14 protein-coding genes and 1 pseudogene are annotated in these 19,623 nt (G+C 72.8%); 8 read left to right on the forward strand and 7 right to left on the reverse strand.

The genetic code is table 11. The features are described 5' to 3' along the window. The first annotated feature begins 89 nt into the window (after positions 1–89). Positions 90–944: an endonuclease/exonuclease/phosphatase family protein gene (locus tag HCC61_RS28880; RefSeq protein WP_206323154.1), complete on the forward strand. Its 855-nt coding sequence runs from the start codon at positions 90–92 to the stop codon at positions 942–944. Positions 945–1,007: 63 nt separating this feature from the next. On the opposite strand, the gene HCC61_RS28885 is transcribed toward HCC61_RS28880, so the two are convergent. Continuing rightward, entirely contained in the window at positions 1,008–2,114 is a 1,107-nt protein-coding gene (locus HCC61_RS28885) for a PP2C family protein-serine/threonine phosphatase (protein WP_240969383.1), read from the reverse strand. A gap of 327 nt (positions 2,115–2,441) precedes the next feature. Between HCC61_RS28885 and HCC61_RS28890 the strand changes: the two genes are divergently transcribed. Continuing rightward, positions 2,442–2,669, forward strand: a complete 228-nt coding sequence (locus tag HCC61_RS28890; protein ID WP_169140609.1) for a DUF5133 domain-containing protein — start codon at positions 2,442–2,444, stop codon at positions 2,667–2,669. Between the two features lie 199 nt (positions 2,670–2,868). On the opposite strand, the gene HCC61_RS28895 is transcribed toward HCC61_RS28890, so the two are convergent. Together HCC61_RS28895 and HCC61_RS28900 are read right to left on the reverse strand one after the other, a co-directional pair. Beyond that, entirely contained in the window at positions 2,869–4,758 is a 1,890-nt protein-coding gene (locus HCC61_RS28895) for a propionyl-CoA synthetase (RefSeq protein ID WP_169140611.1), read from the reverse strand. A 244-nt stretch (positions 4,759–5,002) separates the two neighbouring features. Then, a complete protein-coding gene (locus tag HCC61_RS28900; RefSeq protein ID WP_169140613.1) occupies positions 5,003–5,566 on the reverse strand; it encodes a TetR/AcrR family transcriptional regulator in 564 nt (187 codons plus the stop codon). 421 nt (positions 5,567–5,987) lie between these two features. Between HCC61_RS28900 and HCC61_RS28905 the strand changes: the two genes are divergently transcribed. Both HCC61_RS28905 and HCC61_RS28910 read left to right on the forward strand, forming a co-directional pair. Then, positions 5,988–6,893, forward strand: a complete 906-nt coding sequence (locus HCC61_RS28905) for a TIGR03619 family F420-dependent LLM class oxidoreductase (RefSeq protein ID WP_169140615.1) — start codon at positions 5,988–5,990, stop codon at positions 6,891–6,893. 186 nt (positions 6,894–7,079) lie between these two features. Next, the gene (locus tag HCC61_RS28910) at positions 7,080–7,907 is read left to right on the forward strand and encodes an aldo/keto reductase (protein WP_169140617.1); all 828 of its coding nucleotides are present in this window, start codon (positions 7,080–7,082) and stop codon (positions 7,905–7,907) included. A gap of 144 nt (positions 7,908–8,051) precedes the next feature. Here HCC61_RS28910 and HCC61_RS28915 read toward each other — a convergent pair whose 3' ends face one another. Then, positions 8,052–9,017 (reverse strand): aldo/keto reductase, encoded by a 966-nt coding sequence (locus HCC61_RS28915; RefSeq protein WP_169140637.1) that lies wholly within the window; start codon positions 9,015–9,017, stop codon positions 8,052–8,054. A 273-nt stretch (positions 9,018–9,290) separates the two neighbouring features. Here HCC61_RS28915 and HCC61_RS28920 point away from each other — a divergent pair, with 273 nt between their 5' ends. From HCC61_RS28920 to HCC61_RS28930, 3 genes are all read left to right on the forward strand, one after another. Beyond that, the gene (locus HCC61_RS28920; protein WP_169140619.1) at positions 9,291–10,208 is read left to right on the forward strand and encodes a LysR family transcriptional regulator; all 918 of its coding nucleotides are present in this window, start codon (positions 9,291–9,293) and stop codon (positions 10,206–10,208) included. Positions 10,209–10,466: 258 nt separating this feature from the next. Further along, entirely contained in the window at positions 10,467–14,069 is a 3,603-nt protein-coding gene (locus HCC61_RS28925; protein ID WP_346777435.1) for an amidohydrolase family protein, read from the forward strand. Positions 14,070–14,171: 102 nt separating this feature from the next. Then, complete coding sequence (locus HCC61_RS28930; protein WP_169140621.1) at positions 14,172–14,609, forward strand: HIT domain-containing protein; 438 nt, start codon at positions 14,172–14,174, stop codon at positions 14,607–14,609. Positions 14,610–14,732: 123 nt separating this feature from the next. Here the strand turns inward: HCC61_RS28930 and HCC61_RS28935 are convergent, their stop codons facing one another. Together HCC61_RS28935 and HCC61_RS28940 are read right to left on the reverse strand one after the other, a co-directional pair. Continuing rightward, on the reverse strand, positions 14,733–16,499 hold the full coding sequence (locus tag HCC61_RS28935) for a bifunctional 3'-5' exonuclease/DNA polymerase (RefSeq protein ID WP_169140623.1): 1,767 nt from the start codon (positions 16,497–16,499) through the stop codon (positions 14,733–14,735). 104 nt (positions 16,500–16,603) lie between these two features. Further along, the gene (locus HCC61_RS28940) at positions 16,604–17,935 is read right to left on the reverse strand and encodes a glycoside hydrolase family 18 protein (protein WP_169140625.1); all 1,332 of its coding nucleotides are present in this window, start codon (positions 17,933–17,935) and stop codon (positions 16,604–16,606) included. Between the two features lie 386 nt (positions 17,936–18,321). Here HCC61_RS28940 and HCC61_RS28945 point away from each other — a divergent pair, with 386 nt between their 5' ends. After that, complete coding sequence (locus HCC61_RS28945; RefSeq protein ID WP_169140627.1) at positions 18,322–19,506, forward strand: acyl-CoA dehydrogenase family protein; 1,185 nt, start codon at positions 18,322–18,324, stop codon at positions 19,504–19,506. Here HCC61_RS28945 and HCC61_RS28950 read toward each other — a convergent pair. Then, positions 19,503–19,623, reverse strand: a pseudogene (locus HCC61_RS28950) (IS481 family transposase); the annotation flags it as partial. The gene HCC61_RS28945 and the pseudogene HCC61_RS28950 overlap by 4 nt on opposite strands.

The raw sequence follows: 19,623 nt of genomic DNA on the forward strand, positions 1-19,623 counted from the left end.
CGGCGGGCCGCGGTCGGACACGGCATTGTCGTCAAAGCCGGACCGGATCGGCGGCCCGCCCCTCCCCGGAGCAGTGGTACGGATGTGCCATGGAGCTTCGCGTGATGACGTTCAACCTCCGCTTCGCCGACTGCGACCCCGCGGTCCCGCACTCGTGGCCCCGGCGCCGCCCGGCGGTGGCGGCGCTGCTGCGGCGTGAGTCGCCCGACCTGATCGGCACTCAGGAGGGCCTCCACCGCCAACTGCGGGAGATCCACGAGGACATGGGCCGGCACGGGCGGAGCTACGACTGGATCGGCATGGGCCGGGAGGGCGGCAGCCGCGGCGAGTTCATGGCCGTCTTCTACGACACGGGACGCCTGGAGCCCGTCGAGTACGAGCACTTCTGGATCGCCCCGGACCCGCACTCCGTCGGCGCGAAGTGGCCCGGTGCGGGCTCGCCCCGGATGGTGACGTGGGTGCGCTTCCGCGAGAGGACGACGGGAGGCGAGTTCTACGCGCTCAACACCCACCTGGACAACGTGAGCGCCGAGGCCCGGCTCGCGGGCGCACGGCTGCTGGTGCAGCAGATGCGCGCTCCGGAACCGGGGCGTCCGCGAAGCCCCCTCCCGGAGTTCGACACGGGCCTGCCGTGCGTCGTCACGGGCGACTTCAACGTCCCGGCGGAGAAGGAGAGCGGCGGCGGTGTCTATGAAACGCTGCTGGAGGAAGGCGAGTTGACCGACTCCTTCACCGCCGCTCCGCCCGCCCGCCGCGGCGAGGACCACCGCACGTGGCACGACTTCGCCGGGACGTCGGCCCCGCCCGGGCCCCGGATCGACTGGATCCTCACCTCGCCCGGGGTCCGTACGGCGTCCGCCCGCATCAACACCTTCACGCACGACGGCAGTTACCCCAGCGACCACTTCCCCGTACAGGCGACCCTGGAGTTCGACAACGGCTGACGGCTCACGGCTCACGGCTCACGGCGCGGGCCTCGGGGGTCCACGGGTCCACGGGGTGTGCGCTCAGGTCACGCGCTCCACCGCGATCACCGCGGCGTCGTCGCCGAGCGGCCCGCCGACATGGTGGGTCAGGTCGCGTCTGAGCTGCTTCAGCAGCGCGTCGGGACCGGAGCAGTCCGTCCACGCGGTCATCCGCTCCGCAAGCGGATAGAAGCGTCCGGCGGGGTCGCGTGCCTCGGTGATGCCGTCCGTGTAGAGCACCAGCAGATCTCCGGCCTCCAACTCGAAGGCATCCACCCGGTACTCGGCCGGCGCCATCTCACCGAGACCCAGCGGAGGGGCGGGCAAATGCGGTTCCACCGGCGCGACGTGGCCCTTGCGCAGCAGCAGCGGCGGTGGATGCCCGCAGACGATCAGGCCGCAGCTGTTGTCCTCGTCGGGGATGTCGAGCAGCGACGCGGTGATGAACGTCTCCCGGGTCTGCTCCGTGTCGGACGGCTCGCCCAGGTTCCACACGACGCTCTCGTCGAGGAACGCCGCGGTCTCCGCCATGCCCGTACGCGCCCTGACGGCCGCCCGGAACGCGCCCACCAGCAGCGTCGCGTCGCCCACGGCCGACATCCCCTTGCCCCGTACGTCGCCGATGATCAGGCGGGTGCTGGTGGGGGTGCGCGCGGCGGCGTACAGATCGCCGCCGATGCGGGCCTCCGCCTCGGCGGCCAGATAGAGGGAGGCGACCCGCAGCGGACCGATGCGCTCCGGCAGCGGCCGCAGGGCGAGTTGCTGTGCCGTCTCGGCGACGTATCTGACCTGGGAGAGCTCCTGAGCGCGGTGTTCCTGCACGGAGCAGAAGATCACCAGGCAGACCCCCACGAGGATCAGGGAGTAGACCTGCGCCTGATGGTTGGCGGAGAAGAGCTGCTCCCGCTCGCGGAGCACCGCGATGAGCGCCTGGGCGACCACGCTGAGGAAGGCGATCAGCGCGGTCAGTCTGGGCCCGCCGAACGAGGCGGTGATGGCAGGTGCCGCCACCAGCAGGGGACCCAGGTGGATGTCCGGCGGCGAGGTCGCGTCGGCAACGACGATGATCACCAGCCAGGCGAGGGGCACGACCGGCATCCAGTTGCTCTCGCGCATGGACCGGTGGAGATCGGCGAACCGCTGCGACATACCTACTCTCTACCGTCGCCGTGGGCGCTGCGCAGAGCGGCGCACCCGTACGCACGCACCGGTCGCCGGGCCGTGCCTCCGCGGGCGCGGCCCGGTCGCCGCCCGGCCCGGACGCGTTGACCGGCACAGCCGCCGGGCGGGCAAATCCACGCGCGCCGCTGGTGTTTCGGGCAGCCGATACCGGACAGACAGCAGGGGAAAGTGCTTCGGACAGCAGGCACGTCGCGGGAGAGCGCCCCGATAGGCGCCGGTCGACCGTCGTGCCGCCGGTCCCGTACGGACGCTCCTTCCCGTCAGCCGCCCTTACGCAGACAGAAGGAGCACTCCATGCTCATGGCGCACCCGGCCGTACTGGCCAAGACCCTCGTCGAGTACGAGACCCTGCGGGAACTGCACGCGGAGCACGGCGGCGCCGCCGTCAAGCAGCGTCTCGACGACGTCGCGTACTCGCTGTGCATATCGACCGGCACGAACGACATCGACGCGGCCGTGATCGCCGCCCGGTACCACCTGCCCGGCGCCCGGGCCCGCGACGACTCGGCTCTCGTCGGCTGAGGCGACGGGCGCGGGGCGCGCCCACGGAGCGGACCTCACGGGACCGCACCGGACCTCACGCGCGACCGCACCGGACCTCGGGGCCCTCCGGGACCTCCGGGACCGCACCGGCGCCCGGCCCCGGCCGGAGCCGGGCGCACGGACCGGACCGGAACGGCCGGCCCGTGCGGTGCGGCTGCAACGCCGCCGCCCCGCGCCCTCACCCCTGCCGCAGCGCGGGCCGCAGCGCCTCCAGCACGCCCGGGTCGTCGATCGTGCTGGGCACCGGCTCGTCCGTGCCGTCGGCGATGCTCCGCATGGACTTGCGCAGGATCTTCCCCGACCTGGTCTTGGGCAGGGCCGCCACGACGGCCACGTCCTTGAGCGAGGCGACGGCGCCGACCTGGTCCCTTACGAGCTGCACCAACTCCTCGCGCAGGCGTTCCTCATAGCCCTCCACGGTGGCGTCCACGCCGGACTTCAGCACCACGAAACCGCGCGGCACCTGCCCCTTGAGCTGGTCGGCCACCCCGATGACGGCGCACTCCGCGACGTCCGGATGACCGGCCAGCACCTCCTCCATGCCGCCCGTGGACAGGCGGTGTCCCGCGACGTTGATGACGTCGTCCGTGCGTCCCATGACATACAGATAGCCGTCCTCGTCGAGGTAGCCGCCGTCACCCGTCAGGTAGTAGCCGTCGAAGGCGGACATGTACGACCGGACGAACCGTTCGTCGTCGTTCCACAGCGTCGGCAGCGCGCCCGGAGGCATGGGCAGCTTCGCGACGATGGCGCCGTTGGTGCCCGGCGGCACCTGCTTGCCGTCGCCGTCGAGGACCTGCACGTCCCAGCCGGGCAGCGGTTTCGTGGGCGAACCAGGCTTGACCGGCAGCAGCTCGATCCCGGCGGGGTTGGCGACGATGGGCCAGCCGGTCTCCGTCTGCCACCAGTGGTCGATGACGGGGATGTCGAGCAACTCCGAGGCCCAGCGGTAGGTTTCGGGGTCGAGCCGTTCCCCCGCGAGGAAGAGGTACTTCAGCGACGACAGGTCGTACCGGCGGGCGAACTCACCGTCCGGGTCCTCCTTCTTCAGCGCGCGGAAGGCCGTCGGCGCGGTGAACATCGAACGCACCCCGTACTCGGACGCGACGCGCCAGAACTGGCCCGCGTCCGGCGTGCCGACCGGCTTGCCCTCGTAGAGCACCGTGGTCGCCCCGGCGAGCAGCGGCGCGTAGACGATGTACGAATGGCCGACGACCCAGCCGACGTCGGAGGCGGTGAAGAGCGTCTGCCCCGGTCCGACGTCGTAGACGTTGGCCATGCTCCAGGCCAGGGCGGTCGCGTAGCCGCCGCTGTCGCGCACGACGCCCTTGGGCTTGCCGGTGGTCCCGGACGTGTAGAGGACGTAGAGCGGGTCGGTGGAGGCGACCGTCACGCACTCCGCGGGGGAGGCCGCCGCGCACGCCGACTCCCAGTCCACGTCGCGTTCGCCCATCGCCGCCTCGGCCTGCGGACGCTGGAGGATCACCTGGCGACGCGGCTTGTGCTCGGCGAGTTCGACGGCCTGGTCGAGGAGCGGCTTGTACTCGACGACACGTGAGCCCTCGATGCCGCACGACGCGGAGACGACCACCTCGGGAGCGGCGTCGTCGATCCGTACGGCGAGCTCCTTCGCGGCGAATCCGCCGAAGACCACGGAGTGCACCGCTCCGAGACGCGCGCACGCCAGCATCGCGACGGCCGCCTCCGGCACCATCGGCATGTAGATCACGACCCGGTCGCCGGCCGAGACGCCCGCGTCCCGCAGTACGCCTGCGAAGACGGCGACCTCGTCGCGGAGGCCGTCGAAGGTGTAGGTGGTCTTCACGCCGGTGACGGGGGAGTCGTAGACGAGCGCGGCGTGGCCGCCGCGACCCGCCTCGCAGTGCCGGTCGAGCGCGTTGTGGCAGACGTTCAGCTCGCCGTCGGGAAACCAGCGGTAGAACGGCGGCCGCGAGTCGTCCAGCGCCTTCGTCGGCGCCTTGTCCCAGTCCAGCGCGCCGGCCGCCTCCAGCCAGAACCCCTCCCTGTCCGCGACGCTCGCACGGAAGATGTCCTCGTACTCGCCCACCGTGGCCTCCTTCCGGGCGGCCCTGCCGGGGACCGTCCGCTCGTGCGTTGTCGTACGACGGTGAGCGTGCCCGCCCGTGACGGGACCATGGCCCGCCGCCGCGGCCCACCGCCCGCAGGTACGGCGACCACGACCATACGGGCGCTCCCGGCGGCTGGGTAAGCCTCGCGGCACCGGTCGTACGGCTCGCGGTGGCGCAGGCCCAAGGGCGGCCAGGGACAAGGGCACCCGGGACCGGCGGGCGTCAGCCCGAGGCGTCGAGGAGGACGGCGGCGGCCTCTTTCGCCTGGAGCGCCGCCTCGGGCGTACCGGCGACGGTCGCCACGGTGATCGCTCCGTCGAACAGCACGACGATCTGCGCCGTCAGGGCCTCGGGATCGCAGGCGCCGCAGGCCTCCGTCAGGCTCAGGATGCGGGCCCGCAGGGCGGCCTTGTGCGTACGGACGACTTCGGCGACGGCCGCCGAACCCGCGCCGAGTTCGCCGAACGCGTTGTTGAACGCGCAGCCGCGGAAGCCCGGTTGCCGGAACCAGTCGTGCAGCCACTCGAACATGCCGAGAAGCTGCTCCCTCGGCGAGCCGTACTTCGCGATGTGCTCCTCGAGGGCGGCCCGTGAGATCTCGTCGCGGCGGCGCAGATACGCCTCCACGATCGCGCCCTTCGACGGGAAGCACTGATAGAGCCGCTTGAGGGAGACGCCCGAGGCGTCCCTTATCCGGTCGACGCCGACGGCCTGCACGCCGTGGGCGTAGAAGAGGGCGTCGGCCGCGTCCAACACGCGTGTGTCCGAAGGGAGTTCGGTGTCCATGCTGCCCTCCTCACCACTTGAGAACCTTCGCTGCGCACTGTAGCCTCCTCGGCTGAGAACGGTCGTTCTCAAGCTGTACGGGCCGGACGGGCCGTCCGGGGTGAGGGCCCCGGCCGGCTGCCAAGGGGGCCGCCCGGCCGCGGCTGACGACCGGCCGGGGGCGGCGGTGCGAGCCGGGCCGCCGCCCCGAGCTGCCTTCTCTCCCCGGCCGTCAAAGACCGGGCGTGCCGGGCCCGTTGGACGCCCGCGGCCCGTACCGGGTACCGGCCAGTGCCGGGCGCCGCCGCCCGCTCGGCCCGCATCGACAAGCGGGGAATCCCGCCGCGACGCCTGCCCGTTGTCACCGGTGCCGCACGGACGGGCCCGCCGCCGGCGGCACTCGGAACGGGACACGGCAGGCGGAGCGGAACGGAGAGGCCCGGTGCGATTCGGCGTCAACATAATCAACTTCGGTACGGGCGCGGACCCTTCGACCCTGCTGCGCTGGGCCCGCTACGCCGAGGAGCGCGGCTTCGGCTTCGCGATGATCTCCGACCACGTCGCGGTCACTCCCGAGGTCGCCGGGCAGTACGAGGCGCCGTTCTACGATCCGTTCACCACGCTGGCCTGGCTCGCGGGCCGCACCGAGCGCATCGAGCTGGGCACCACCGTCACCGTGCTGCCTTTCCGGCATCCGCTGCTGACGGCGCGCGCCACGGCGAACATCGACAGATTCAGCGGCGGACGTCTCATCGTCGGCGTCGGCGTGAGCTGGAGCGAGAGCGAGTACCGGGCACTGGGTGTGGACTACCGGCGGCGCGGAGCGATCACCGACGAGCATCTGGACGTCGTCACAAGGGCATGGCGGCACGAGAAGATCTCCCACCACGGCGAGTTCGTCTCCTTCGACGACGTCGCCACGGGGCCGCTGCCGCTGCGCGTGCCCCCGGTATGGGTCGGCGGCGCCAGCAGGGCGGCGCTGCGCCGGGCCGTGAGACACGGTGACGCCTGGCATCCGCTCAACCAGCGCATGGACTTCTACCGCGTGCGGGGCCTTCCGGCGCTGCGCCGCATCGCGGAGGAGGAGGGGCGCCCCGTACCGGAGTTCGCGCCGCGGCTGCCGCTGCTGCTGACGGACTCGCCGCTGGAGGAGGAGACCCGTCTGGCCGGGCAGGGCACCCTCGGCCAGATCAGGCGCGACCTGGACGAGCTCGCCGAACTGGGTGCCGCCCACGTCCTGTTCGACACCTACCGCGGGGAGCCCGCCTCGATGCGGCCGCAGCAGGAGGACGAGCGGCTGCTGGAGACCGTCGCCGAGTACGCGCTGGGGCCGACCGGCGACGGCTGATCAGGGCGGTGCGACGGCCGGCCCGGCACCCGGACGCGGCCACGGGATACGGGGCTTTGCTCCCGGGCCGTGGCCTGCGCGATCCGGAATATGCACTCCGTACAGTGGTTCCCAAGGTCCCGGCCCCCGGCGGGTCGCCCTCGCCGGGAGCCAAGCCACCGAGGAACGAGGAACGAGGAACGCCGCGTGAGCACTCGACCCGAAGTCACCCTCAACAACGGAATCCGCATGCCGCAGCTCGGCTTCGGCGTCTACAAGGTGCCGGAGGACGAGACGCAGAGCGTGGTCGCCTACGCGCTGGAAGTCGGCTACCGCAGCATCGACACCGCGGCCCTCTACCGGAACGAGGCGGGCACCGGCCGCGCCCTTTCCGCGTCGGGAATCCCGCGTGAAGAGCTGTTCGTGACCACGAAGCTGTGGAACACCGACCAGGGCCACGACGACGCGCTGCGCGCCTTCGACACGTCGCTTTCGAAGCTGGGCCTGGACTACGTGGACCTCTACCTCATCCACTGGCCGCTGCCCGCCCGCGACCTGTACGTGGAGACCTGGCGCGCGCTGGAGAAGATCTACGCCGAGGGCCGGGCCAGGGCGATCGGCGTCTCCAACTTCCAGCCCGCCCATCTGCGCAGGCTCACGCAGGAGAGCGACGTCGTCCCCGCGGTCAACCAGATCGAGCTCCATCCGCGCCTCCAGCAGCGGGAGTTGCGTGCCTTCGACGCCGGACTCGGTGTCGCCACCGAGGCCTGGTCGCCGCTCGGCCGCGGCAACGGCGTGCTGGAGGACCCGGTCGTCGCCCGCATCGCGGAGAAGCACGGCAGGAGCGCCGCACAGGTCGTGCTCCGCTGGCACATCCAGCTGGGGAACGTGGTCATCCCCAAGTCGTCGACTCCTTCCCGTATCCGGGAGAACCTCGACGTCTTCGACTTCCAGCTCGACGGCACCGACCTCGCGGACATGGAGACGCTGGAGACCGGCGTACGCGTCGGGCCGGACCCCGACACCCTCAACTGACCGGAGGCGGCGGGCAGTTCGGGGCGCGCGCGGAAGGGCGGGGCGGCCGGGCCGCCCCGCCAGGGCCCGGGTGCCGCACGGGCCCGGGTGCCGTACGGCCCCGCCTTCGCCGCACGCTCCCGTCCTGCGCCGCACGCCGTTCGATCAGACCGACGGTCCCTGCGCCAACAGCTCCTCGATGCGCGCGAGTTCGTCGTCCGCGAAGCCCAGGCCGCTGACGGCCGCGACGCTGTCCGCGAGCTGTTCCGGACTGCTCGCGCCCACGAGCGCCGAGGTGACGCTGTCGCGCAGCACCCAGGCCAGCGCCATCTGCGCCAGCGACTGGCCGCGCTCCCGGGCCACTTCGTTCAGTCCGCGCAGCATGGCGACCGTCTCTCCGGTGATCTGGTCGCTGCTGAGGAAGGGGCTCGCCCCGGCCGCCCGCGACCCTTCGGGCACGCCGTCGAGATAGCGGCTGGAGAGAAGCCCCTGAGCGAGCGGTGAGAAGACGATGCTTCCGGCGCCGATGCCGGTCAGCGTCTCCAGCAGGCCCTGCTCCGGCTGCCGGTCGAGCATGGAGTAGCGCGGCTGGTGGATGAGGAGCGGAGTGCCCAGCCCGCCCAGGATGCGGGCGGCCTCCCGGGTCTGCTCCGGCGAGTAGTTGGAGATGCCGGCGTAGAGCGCCTTGCCCTGCTGCACGGCGGTGTGCAGCGCCCCCATCGTCTCCTCGAGCGGCGTGTCCGGGTCGGGCCGGTGCGAGTAGAAGATGTCGACGTGGTCCAGGCCCATGCGGCCGAGGCTCTGGTCGAGCGAGGCGAGGAGGCTCTTGCGGGATCCCCATTCCCCGTACGGGCCGGGCCACATGAGATGGCCCGCCTTGGTGGAGACGACGATCTCGTCACGGTAGGGGAGCAGATCCTGGCGGACGATGCGGCCGAAGGCGGTCTCCGCGGCGCCGGGCGGCGGGCCGTAGTTGTTGGCCAGGTCGAAGTGGGTGACGCCCAGGTCGAATGCGCGGCGGACGATCGCCTGCTGGCGCTCCAGCGGGCGGTCGGTGCCGAAGTTGTGCCACAGCCCCAGCGAGATCGCGGGGAGACGGAGCCCGCTGCGGCCCGTACGTCGGTAGGGCATCGAGTCGTAGCGGGCGGCGTCGGCTTCGTACACGGTTGATCTCCAAGGAAGTTGCACGGGTGTCGTCGTCGCCGGCACGGCGGCCGGCGGTGAACGGGACCGGAGGATCCGGGCGTTTGGGCGTTTGGGCGTCCGGACGGGCGGACGGGCGCCGGGCCCGCGGACCGGCCCGGTGGACCCGGTGGGCCCGGTGGACCTCTCCACCCTCGCCCGCCCCGAGCCAGACGTCCAATAGAAGAAAGCGAACGGATTGAGCGACTAGCCTTCTCAATCGTGGAACTACGTCATCTCGAATACTTCGTCACGGTCGCCGAGGAACGGCACTTCACCCGGGCCGCCGAGCGGCTGCTGGTCTCCCAGTCCGGACTGTCGGCCTCCGTGCGCGCCCTGGAGCGTGAACTGGGCGCCAAGCTCTTCGTACGCACCACCCGCAGCGTCGAACTCACCGGCCCAGGCCGGGCGTTGCTCGGCGAGGCCACCCGGGCACTGGCAAACGTCCGCGCCGCGAAGGAGGCGGTCGCTGCGGCACAGGGACTGCTGCGCGGCACCCTGTCCGTCGGCACCGAGCAGTGCATAGCCGGGGTCGACGTGCCCCGGCTGCTGGCCGGATTCCGCGCGGAGCATCCCGAGGTGGAGATACGGCTGCGTCAGGCGGGGTCGCGCCTGCTGGCCGAGGACGTCGCCGCGGGACGCCTCGACCTCGCGTTCGTCGCCCTGTGCGGTCCGCCGCCGCAGGGCGTACGGCTCACACCGCTCACGAGCGAGCAGCTCGTGCTGCTCTGCCACCCCCGGCACCGGCTCGCGGGGAGCGCCGGGGGAGACGGGGCGCGCTGGGCGGAGCTGAAGGGGGAGGCGCTCGTCGACTTCCAGCCCGACTGGGGCGTACGTCAACTGACGGACCGCGCTTTCGCCGCCGCCGGGGTGGAACGGCAGGTCGCGCTGGAGGTCAATGACGTGCACAGCCTCATCGAACTGGTCGAGCAGGGCCTCGGAGTGGCCGTCGTGCCCCGGCACTTCGCGCGCAAGCCGCAGGCGGCGGGCGTGTGCGCCGTACCGCTGACGGAGGGCCCGCAGCCCGTGTGGGAGGTCTCGGTCGCCCTGCCCGCCGGCGACGCCGCGAGCCCCGCCGCACGGAAGCTGTGTGTGCTGCTGGACCTGCCGGAAGGAGAGCCGGGGCCGCAGCCGGTGTAGGGGGCGCCCACCGCCGCGCACCGCGGAGGCGGCCCCCGCTGCCGGGGTCGTCAACGGTCGTCAACGGTCGTCAACGACCATCAACACCGGTGCGCGGATGCGGTGTTGACCGGCGGGTTCGACCTGGACACCATCGAGACTTCTGAAGTCGCGGCGATACGCGGTACGGGGGCAGGCGGCCACGCGCGCACGCCTGTACGCGACCGGCCGGCCCTGTCCGCGGCGTTCCGATCGAGACAGGTGCCCCGGGAGGGCCGAGTGACTCCGAGAGACCCAGCCGCCGACTCCGCAGCCGCAGCCCAAGTCGCCGCCGAAGCCCCCGCCGACTCCGCAGCCGCAGCCGGAGTTGAAGCCTCCGCCGACTCCGCAGCCGAAGCCGTGGCGCATCCCGCGGCTGGCACGGCCACCGCCGCCGCGTCCCCCGCTCCGGATGCCCGGGAACCGGACGGCGATCCGGCCGCCCGCCCCGGCAACCCGCTCTCGCGCGCCGCCCGCCTCACCCGCCGCCGCTTCCTCACCACGGCCGCCGCGGGCGCGGCCACCGCGGGCGCCGCCGGAACCGTGCTGGCCACGCCGGGCACCGCGTCCGCCGCCACCGCACCTGCCGCACCCACCGCACCCGCCGCTCCCGGCAGCGCCGCCGCGTCCCTCACCTCCCGCGCCACGCTCTCCTTCACGGCCGCCACCAACGGCGCCGCCACCCTCGCCCCCGGCGGCGACCGGCTCGTCGCCGAGGTGCAGAACGTGCTGTGGTCCGTGCCCCGCGAGGGCGGCCGGGCCGTGGCGCTCACCGGCCCCGAACTGGAGCCCACACGGCCCGAGTTCGCCCCCGACGGCAAGCAGCTCGCCGTCTGCGCCTACCGCGGCGGCGGATTCCACCTGTGGACGCTGCGCCCCGACGGCTCCGGCCTACGGCAGCGCACCGACGGCCCCTGGGACGACCGCGGCCCCGCATGGTCGCCCGACGGCACCCGCATCGCCTTCTCCTCGGAGCGCGGCGGTGACCCCGTCACCGGCAGCCCGTACCGCATCTGGGTGCTGGACGTACGTACGGACGAACTCACCCGGCTGACGGGCCTGCCCGGGCAGGACGGGCCCCAACAGGACGGCCCCTGGGAGGACTTCGACCCCGCATGGTCGCCCGACGGCAGACGTGTGCTGTTCGCGCGCGGCGCCCCGGAGGCCGGCGATCACGGGGCGACGGTGCTGCGGACCCGCATCGTCGCCTCCGTGGCGGCCGACGGCGGGGGAGCGGCGCGCACCGAGTACACCGAACACGCCGAGGCCGCCGACGTGATGACGCCCGCCGTCTCACCGAGGGGACGGCTGGCGCTGCTGCGCACCACGGCCTCGCCCGACGCCTCCTGCACGCTGCTCGTCGACGGCGAAGTCCTCGCCGTCGACGGCGACTTGCAGCCCGTGCCGCCGCGCTGGATCTCCGCGGAGGAGCTGCTGCTCACCGTCGACGGACGGTTCACCGTCGTACGCACAGGAGACCCGGGCGACGCCGAGCACATCCCGTTCACCGCCACGTCGGACCTCGAACGTCCCCGCTACCGCGTCAAGGACTACGGCTTCGAACCGGGCGGCGGCAGCACCCCCGTACGCGCGATCCATCTGCCCGCGCTCTCGCCCGACGGCCGCCGTGTCGCCTTCGCCGCCCTCAACTCCCTCTGGGTCGCGCCGGTTTCCGGCCACGGACGCCCCCGTGAGGTCGTCACCGGGGCCCGCACCCGCTATCCGCTCGCCCCCACCTGGACACCCGACGGGCACGGGATCGTCTACTCCGACGACCGCGACGGGCTGCTCGCCGCCCGGCGGCACGATCTGCGGACCGGTGAGGACACCCTGCTCGCCGGAGGCGGACGCGTCTTCCCCGTGCTGTCGCCCGACGGGACCAGGCTGGCCTGCCTCGACATGAGCGGCAACCTCGTCGTACGCGACCTGGACGCGCAGCGCGAACGCGTACTCGCCGAGCCGCTGGGCGCCGCCGGACTGCCCGGCAGACCCAGCTGGTCGCCGGACGGCCGCCACCTCGCGCTGTGCGACCGCAACCGCCTCAACCAGCGCTTCCGCGAGGGCTACAACGTCATCCGCGTCGTCGACGCCGACGGCGGCGAGGACCGGCTGCACGCTCTCTCGCCGCACGCCTCGCTCTCCGACCGTTACGACAGCGGCCCCGTATGGTCCCCGGACGGCCGTCACCTCGCCGTCGTCAGCGAGTCGGCGCTGTGGCTGCTGCCCGTACGGCCCGACGGCTCGCCGCGCGGCGAGCCGCGCCGCCTCACCGACGAGAGCGCCGACCACCCGTCCTGGTCCGGGGATTCGCGCACGCTGCTGTATCTGTCGGCGGGCAGGCTGCGCCGCCTCGACGTGGCAGGCGGCGAGGCGCGCACGGTGCCGCTGCGGCTGCGCCACCGGCCGCCGCGGGCCCGCGACACCGTCGTACGCGCCGGACGGCTGTGGGACGGCACGGGCGACGAGGTCCGCGAGGACGTCGACATCGTCGTGCGCGACGGACGCATCCGTGAGGTGCTGCCCCGCCGCGCGGGCGCCCGCCGGTCCGCGGCCCGGCACGTCGACGCCTCCCGGATGACGGTCGTGCCGGGCCTGTGGGACTCCCACACCCACCCCTGGCAGAGCACCTACGGCGGACGGCAGACCGCCGTCCAGCTCGCCTACGGCATCACCACCGCCGTCTCCCTCGGCGGCTTCGCCTACGAACAGGCCCGCATCCGCGAAGCCGTCACCGGCGGTGCCCTCGCCGGACCCCGGCTGCTGGCGACCGGCGAACTCCTCGACGGAGCACGCGTCGCCTACAGCATGGGCCGCCCGCACCGCACCAGCGAGGGGCTGCGCCGCTCGCTGGAGCGCGCGGAAGGACTCGGCTGGGACTTCGTCAAGACGTATGTACGCGCCCCCGGCTGGATCATGGCCGAGGCGGCGCGCTTCGCCCACGAGCGGCTCGGCGTCCGCGCGGGCAGCCACCTGTGTACGCCCGGCATACAGCTCGGCGGCGATCTGACCACCCACCTCCAGGCCACGCAGCGGCTGGAGTTCGGGCACGCGACCACCGCCACCGGCCGGTCGCAGCAGGACGTCGAGGAGATCTACACCGCACGCGGGGCCGCCTTCCACCTCATCGCGACGCCCTTCACGGCCGCACCCCTGCTCGGCGCCGACCCGTCGCTCGCCGAGGACCCGAGGGTGACGCGGCTGATGCCGCCGTGGGACACCTCGGCCGTCGAAGAGCTCGCCGGCACGCCGCCCACGGGAGCCCAACTCGCCACGCTGGCAAGGGAGACGGCGATCTACCGGCGCGTGCTCGACGGCGGGGGACTCGTCGCGCTCGGCACCGACCAGCCGCTCGTACCGGTCGGACTGCATCTGCATCTCGCGCTGCGCGCACTTCACCGCGGAGGGATGTCGGCGGCCGAGGCGCTGCGCACGGCGACGGTGACGCCCGCGCGGGTCTTCGGCGCGGAGAAGGACCTCGGCACGGTGGAGGAGGGCAAGCTCGCCGACCTCACCCTCGTCGACGGCGACCCGTTCACCGACTTCGACGATCTCGTACGTACGGTGTCGGTGCTTCGCGGCGGGCAGCACTTCGAGGCCGCCGAGCTGACCGACTCGTTTCCCGAACCGGACACGGAACGCGGAGCGCAGCCCGGGACGGAACGCGGAAGGTCGGACGGAACGAAGAGTTCCGACGGCGCTACCGGCGGTGCTTCCAGCGGCTCGTCCAGTGGCGCTTCCGGCGGCTCGTCCAGTGGCAGGGGCGCGCACGGCGGCACGGCGGAGGAGTGGCGCCGCGTGAGCCGGCAACTGCGCCGGGAGGGCTGCTGCGACATGGGCGTCTGAGCTTCCGGGTGCCGCCCGGCCGCCTCCCGGCCCGGCGGTCCGCCGTCTCCTTCCGTGCACGGCCTCTGCCGCCGTCCCGGGAGGAGACGGTTCACTGGGGGAGTGCACTCGGATCCGCAAGCCCACCCGGACTGCCTCTTCTGCGACATCGTGGCCGGCCGCCGCGGAAGCCACCGCGTCTTCGAGGACGAGCTCGTGGTGGCGTTCCTCGACGCCAGGCCGCTGTTCCACGGCCACACCCTCGTCGTGCCGCGCGAACATCACGAGACGCTGACCGACCTCCCCGCCGACATGGTCGGCCCGCTCTTCGAACGGGTACGCCGCATCACCGCGGCCGTGGAGTCGGCCATGGGAGCGGCCGGTTCGTTCGTCGCGGCGAACAACCGGGTCAGTCAGTCGGTGCCGCACTTCCACGTGCACGTCGTACCCCGCAATCGCAAGGACGGGCTGCGCGGCTTCTTCTGGCCGCGCAGCCGGTACGGCAGCGAGGACGAGGCCGAGGACGTCGCGGCCCGGCTGCGCGCCGAACTGGCGGAGTGACCGGCGCCGGCCGGTCCCGCGAGCCGGTCGCTCCGCGCTCCCGCGGCGGTGGTCCCGCCGCGGAGCCGCCGTGGACCGCACCGGCTCCCAGGCGCCCAACTCCCAGGAGTCCGGCGCCCGCTCTCACTTCGCGTCCGCGTAGCACTCCACGACCGCCGTGCTGAACGCGAACCGCACCGGCGTCTCGCCGAACGCCGCGCGCCCCGCCCGCTCTCCCGCCTCAGCGACGGCCTTGGCGACCCGTTCCGCCTCCTGAGCCGGGCAGTGCACGATCACCTCGTCGTGCTGGAAGAAGACCAGTTCCGCATCGGACCCGGCCAGCTCCTGCCGCAGCGCCGCGAGCATCAGCACGGCCCAGTCGGCGGCGCTGCCCTGCACCACGAAGTTGCGGGTGAAGCGGCCCCGTGCCCGTGCCGCGCCCCCGCCTCCGCCTGGTGACGGCTTCGGCGGTCCTTCGCCTCCGCCCTCCCAGGCGGCCTCCGCCTCGGGCCCGCTGCCCTCCGCGCCGTCGCCTCCTGCGTCGCCTCCACTCTCCTGACCACCCGGGGCCCCGGCGGGAGGGCAGGTGCGGCCCAAGTGCGTGCGTACCAGCCGCCCTTCCTCGCCCGCCCTCGCCGCCTCGTCGACGTAGGCGACCGCTTGCGGGAAGCGCCGCCGCAGGGCGGCGAGGTTGCGCAGCCCGTCGCCGCTCGTCTGCCCGTACACCGCGCCGAGCAGCGCCAGCTTGGCCTGCGCGCGGTCCCCGCCGAACGCCCTCCGCGACAGCGCCGTGTACAGGTCCTCGTCGCTGCTCGCGACCGCCATCAGCCCCGGATCGCGGGAGACGGCCGCGAGCACCCGCGGCTCCATCTGCCCGGCGTCGGCCACGACGAGCCGCCACCCCGGATCCGCGACGACCGCTCGCCGTACGACCTTCGGAATCTGAAGCGCGCCCCCGCCGTTGGTGGTCCACCGGCCCGACGCGGCGCCGCCCGGCACGTACTCCGCACGGAAACGGCCCTCCCGCACCCAAGAGCGCAGCCACGACCAGCCGTGCGCGGTCCACAGCCGGTAGAGCTTCTTGTACCGCAGCAGCGGCTCCACGGCGGGATGGGAGACGCCCCGCAGCTCCCACGCCCGCGTCGACGACAGCTGCACGCCCGCCTGCGCGAAGGCCCGCAGCACGTCCGCCGGCAGGTCCGGCCGCACCCGCACGCCCGGTCCGAAGGCCGCCGAGATCTCCTCCTCCAGCTCGGCCAGCCGCCGGGGCAGCCCGCCCGCATAGCGCTCGCCGAGCAGCTCCTCCAGCAGCTCCCGGTGGACGTCGGCCCGCCAGGGCACGCCCGTGCGCCCCATCTCCACCGCGACGAGCGTCCCCGCCGACTCGCCCGCCAGCAACAGCCGCATGCGCTCCGGGTGTTCGGCCCTCCCGGTGCGCTCCAGCTGCGCGGCGTAGACCTCCAGCAGGGCCGTCATCGGGTCGACGCCCTCCGGCAGCGGGGCGGGCCCGGCGTCGAACAGCGACGGCTCCTCCTCCGCCCCGCGTGAGACGGCGGGGGGATCCGGCGGCACGGGCAGTCCGTGCAGCCGCGCGAACGCCGCCGGCAGCGAACGCGGCGCCCCGGCCCGCCCCTCGTGACCCAGCAGCAGCGCCTCCGCCGCCTCCACGTCGTAGCAGCGCTCCACCCGCACGCCCGCCTCGATCAGCCGCGGATGCACGCCGGCGCCGGACCGCCACACCCAGCGCACCGCGTCCGGCCGGGAGCGGACCGCCGACTCCGCGGACTCCTCCGTACGGACCGGACCGGCCGGTCTCCCCAGCCCGTCCAGCGGGCAGATCAGGGCACGCCCGTCCTCGCGCTCTGCCAGCGCCCACCGCACCGCGCCCGGGCCGCCCGGGTCACCCGTCATGCGCGTGAGTCTGGCACCGGGCACTGACAGCGCCGCGCGCCCCGCGGTGGTCCACGGGGCGCGCAACGGTGACGGTATTCGGCCCGGAACGGGCAACGGCCCTGCTAGCCGAGCGACTTGATCAGCTCGCCGTCCGGGGTGTCGCCGCTCAGCTCCCACACGAAGGAACCGCCCAGCCCCTGCTGCGCCGCCCAGCCGGTCTTGCCGCCGATGGTCTCGGGGGTGTCGTAACTCCACCACTGGCTGCCGCAGTGCGCGTACGCCGTGCCCGCGACCGTGCCGGTGGCGGGGCAGCGCCCCTTGAGCACCTCGTAGTCCTCGATGCCCTGTTCGTAGGTGCCGGGCGCGGGACCCGTCGCGGTGCCGCCCGGCTCGGACTGCGTGACGCCGTCCCAGCCGCGTCCGTAGAAGCCGATGCCGAGGAGGAGCTTGCCGGCGGGCACGCCCATGGCCTTGAGCTTCTCCACGGTCGCCGCGGTGTTGAAGCCGTCCTTCGGAATGCCGTCGTAGCCCTGGAGGGGGGAGTGGGGCGCGGTGGGCCCCTGCGCGTCCCAGGCTCCGAAGTAGTCGTAGGTCATGGGCAGATACCAGTCCGCGTACTGTGCGGCGCCCGCGTAGTCCGCGGACTCCAGCTTGCCTCCCGCCGAGGCGTCCGCGGTGATCGCGGCCGTCACCAGCTTCTCGCCGCCGAACTCCGCGCGCAGCGCCTTCATCACGTCGGTGAAGGCGTTCGGGCCGCTCTCGTCACACGTCAGACCGCACGCGTTCGGGTACTCCCAGTCGATGTCGATGCCGTCGAACAGCCCTGCCCAGCGCTCGTCTTCGAGGAGGCTGTGGCAGGACTCGGCGAACGCGGCCGGGTTCTTCGCGGCCTCGGCGAAGCCGCCGGACCAGGTCCAGCCGCCGAAGGACCACAGCACCTTCAACTGCGGGTGCTTCTCCTTGAGTTTGCGGAGCTGATTGAAGTTGCCGCGCAGCGGCTGGTCCCAGGAGTCGGCGTTGCCGTCGACGCTCTGATCGGCCGTGTACGCCTTCTCGTAGTCCGCGTAGGAGTCGCCGACGGTGCACTTGCCGCCCTGCACGTTGCCGAACGCGTAGTTGATGTGGGTGAGCCGGTCCGCGGAGCCGGAGGTCTCGATGTCCTTGACGTGGTAATTGCGCTGGTAGACGTCCCAGTCGGCGAAGTAGCCCACCAACTTCCCGTCCGCCGCCCGGTGTTCGCCCTGCCGCTCGTGCCGGTCCTGCTGCGTCTGCCCGGCGGTCCGGGCCGCGGGCGCGGCCGCGTGAGCCTCCGACGGTTTAGCCGGCGTCGCCGCGGCGGCGCCCGGGAGCGTGACGGCGAGTGCGGCGGCGCATCCCGCGGCCGTGAGCAGTAGAAGACGGCGCCGGGGAGCGCGTACGGAAGATCTGCGACGTCGTACGAAAGATCTAATCATGGCTCTCCTCTGGGGAGTTGGGGGAGATGCTGCTGGTGATCCTTCGGTGCACGGTGAGGGGGGTTCCGCGATGACAGCGGCGGAAGTGTCCGGCCCGGAATCTAGAAGGACTAGACCAGTGCGTCAATGGTTTGAACCAGTGCGCTTCGGATTCCGTTGCTTCCCATGTCACCGGCGGTCCGTCCCGCCGATGACTGGCTGCCTGGGATCGGGCATACTTTTTTCGCCGCAGCCCCTGGTCAGCCGCCGTCGCAACCCGGCGGGGCGCCACCGGTGAGCGGCTTTTCACACCCGGGTCCCGGCCACGGCGGCCGTTGCCCGGTACGGCGGCGCCACCACACCCCGGTTCCGCCGCCGCAGCCCCCGAACAGGAGGAGAGCGCCGTGATGTCCGAACACGGACCGCAGCCCGTTCAACGACGGCTGCCCACGCAGGAAGCCCGCGACCTGCTGTCACTCGTACGTGAAGTGGCCGAGCGGGAGATCAGACCCCGCGCCGCCGAAGAGGAGGCCGCAGGCCGCTTCCCACGGGAGATCTTCACCCTGCTGTCCGAGTCGGGTCTGCTGGGACTTCCGTACTCGGAGGAGTTCGGCGGTGGCGGCCAGCCCTACGAGGTCTATCTCCAGGTCCTGGAAGAGCTCGCCGCTGCCCGCCTCACCGTCGGCCTCGGCGCCAGCGTGCACACCCTCGCCTGCCACGCCCTCGCCGTCTTCGGCACCAAGCAGCAGCGCGCCGACCACCTTCCCGCCATGCTCGGCGGCGGCACTCTCGGCGCGTACTGCCTCTCCGAGCCCTCTTCCGGCTCCGACGCGGCCTCGCTGCGCACCCGCGCCACACGCGACGGCGACGAATGGATTCTGGACGGCACCAAGGCGTGGATCACCCACGGCGGAGTCGCGGACTTCCTCACCGTTCTCGCCCGTACCGGCGTTGAAGGGCCCCGCGGCATCACGGCGTTCCTCGTGCCCGGCGATGCCGAGGGCGTCTCAGCGGCGGTGCCCGAACGCAAGATGGGCATGAACGGATCGCCCACCGCCCAGGTCCACTTCGACGGCGTACGGATCCCCGACGCACGCCGCATCGGCGACGAGGGCCAGGGCCTGACCGTGGCGCTGTCGTCCCTGGAGTCCGGCCGCCTGGGCATCGCGGCGTGCGCGGTCGGCGTGGCACAGGCCGCGCTGGACGAAGCGCTCGGATACATGCTCGGGCGCGAGCAGTTCGGGCGCCCCATCGCCGACTTCCAGGGACTGCGCTTCATGATCGCCGACATGGCGACGCAGATCGAAGCCGGCCGGGCGCTGTATCTGAGCGCCGCGCGGCTGCGGGACGCCGGAGTGCCCTTCGGGCGTGAGGCGGCCATGGCGAAGCTGTTCTGCACCGACGCGGCGATGCGCGTGACCACGGACGCCGTCCAGTTGCTGGGCGGCTACGGCTACACGGCCGACTTCCCCGTCGAGCGCTACATGCGCGAGGCCAAGGTCCTCCAGATCGTCGAGGGCACCAACCAGATCCAGCGCATGGTGATCGCCCGCGAGCTCGCGGGTCCCGAGAGCGTCAGGCGGGCCGGCTAGCTGTATTGACCTGGTGCGTTGTTCACGCGGCTGATCGGTGGCTTGCCTCCGAGTGCGGTGTGGCAGCGGTGTTGGTTGTAGGTGTGGAGGAAGTCTGCCAGGGCTGCGGTGCGTTGG

Origin of the sequence: Streptomyces sp. HNM0575 (genome assembly GCF_012726265.1) — a bacterium.
Taxonomy (GTDB): domain Bacteria; phylum Actinomycetota; class Actinomycetes; order Streptomycetales; family Streptomycetaceae; genus Streptomyces.

Coding starts and splice junctions, on each gene's coding strand:
- HCC61_RS28885 (WP_240969383.1), bottom strand. CDS start 2,114: ATGTCGCAGCGGTTCGCCGATCTCCACCGGTCCATGCGCGAGAGCAAC.
- HCC61_RS28900 (WP_169140613.1), bottom strand. CDS start 5,566: ATGGACACCGAACTCCCTTCGGACACACGCGTGTTGGACGCGGCCGAC.
- HCC61_RS28945 (WP_169140627.1), top strand. CDS start 18,322: ATGTCCGAACACGGACCGCAGCCCGTTCAACGACGGCTGCCCACGCAG.
- HCC61_RS28880 (WP_206323154.1), top strand. CDS start 90: ATGGAGCTTCGCGTGATGACGTTCAACCTCCGCTTCGCCGACTGCGAC.
- HCC61_RS28890 (WP_169140609.1), top strand. CDS start 2,442: ATGCTCATGGCGCACCCGGCCGTACTGGCCAAGACCCTCGTCGAGTAC.
- HCC61_RS28935 (WP_169140623.1), bottom strand. CDS start 16,499: ATGACGGGTGACCCGGGCGGCCCGGGCGCGGTGCGGTGGGCGCTGGCA.
- HCC61_RS28940 (WP_169140625.1), bottom strand. CDS start 17,935: ATGATTAGATCTTTCGTACGACGTCGCAGATCTTCCGTACGCGCTCCC.
- HCC61_RS28915 (WP_169140637.1), bottom strand. CDS start 9,017: ATGCCCTACCGACGTACGGGCCGCAGCGGGCTCCGTCTCCCCGCGATC.